The sequence below is a fragment of the Desemzia sp. FAM 23989 genome (assembly GCF_045528345.1).
In the GTDB taxonomy this organism is placed as follows: Bacteria; Bacillota; Bacilli; order Lactobacillales; family Carnobacteriaceae; genus Desemzia.
Window position 1 is genome coordinate 1 of record NZ_JBGQQT010000079.1, and the last position, 255, is coordinate 255.

1 rRNA gene is annotated in these 255 nt (G+C 47.5%); it reads left to right on the forward strand.

The window, feature by feature from the left end:
- Positions 1-232: ribosomal RNA gene (locus ACEN36_RS13140) — 23S ribosomal RNA — on the forward strand; the annotation flags it as partial.
- Between the last annotated feature and the right edge of the window lie 23 nt (positions 233-255).

The following is a 255-nucleotide window of genomic DNA, read 5'->3' on the forward strand; positions in this document are numbered from 1 at the left end:
GGGATGGACACACCGCTGGTGTACCAGTTGTTCTGCCAAGAGCATCGCTGGGTAGCTATGTGTGGAAGGGATAAACGCTGAAAGCATCTAAGCGTGAAGCCCCCCTCAAGATGAGATTTCCCATCACATTAGTGAGTAAGACCCCTGAAAGATGATCAGGTAGATAGGTTGGAAGTGGAAGTCTAGTGATAGATGGAGCGGACCAATACTAATCGGTCGAGGACTTAACCAAAGTTTTTAGGTGGATTCGAAGAA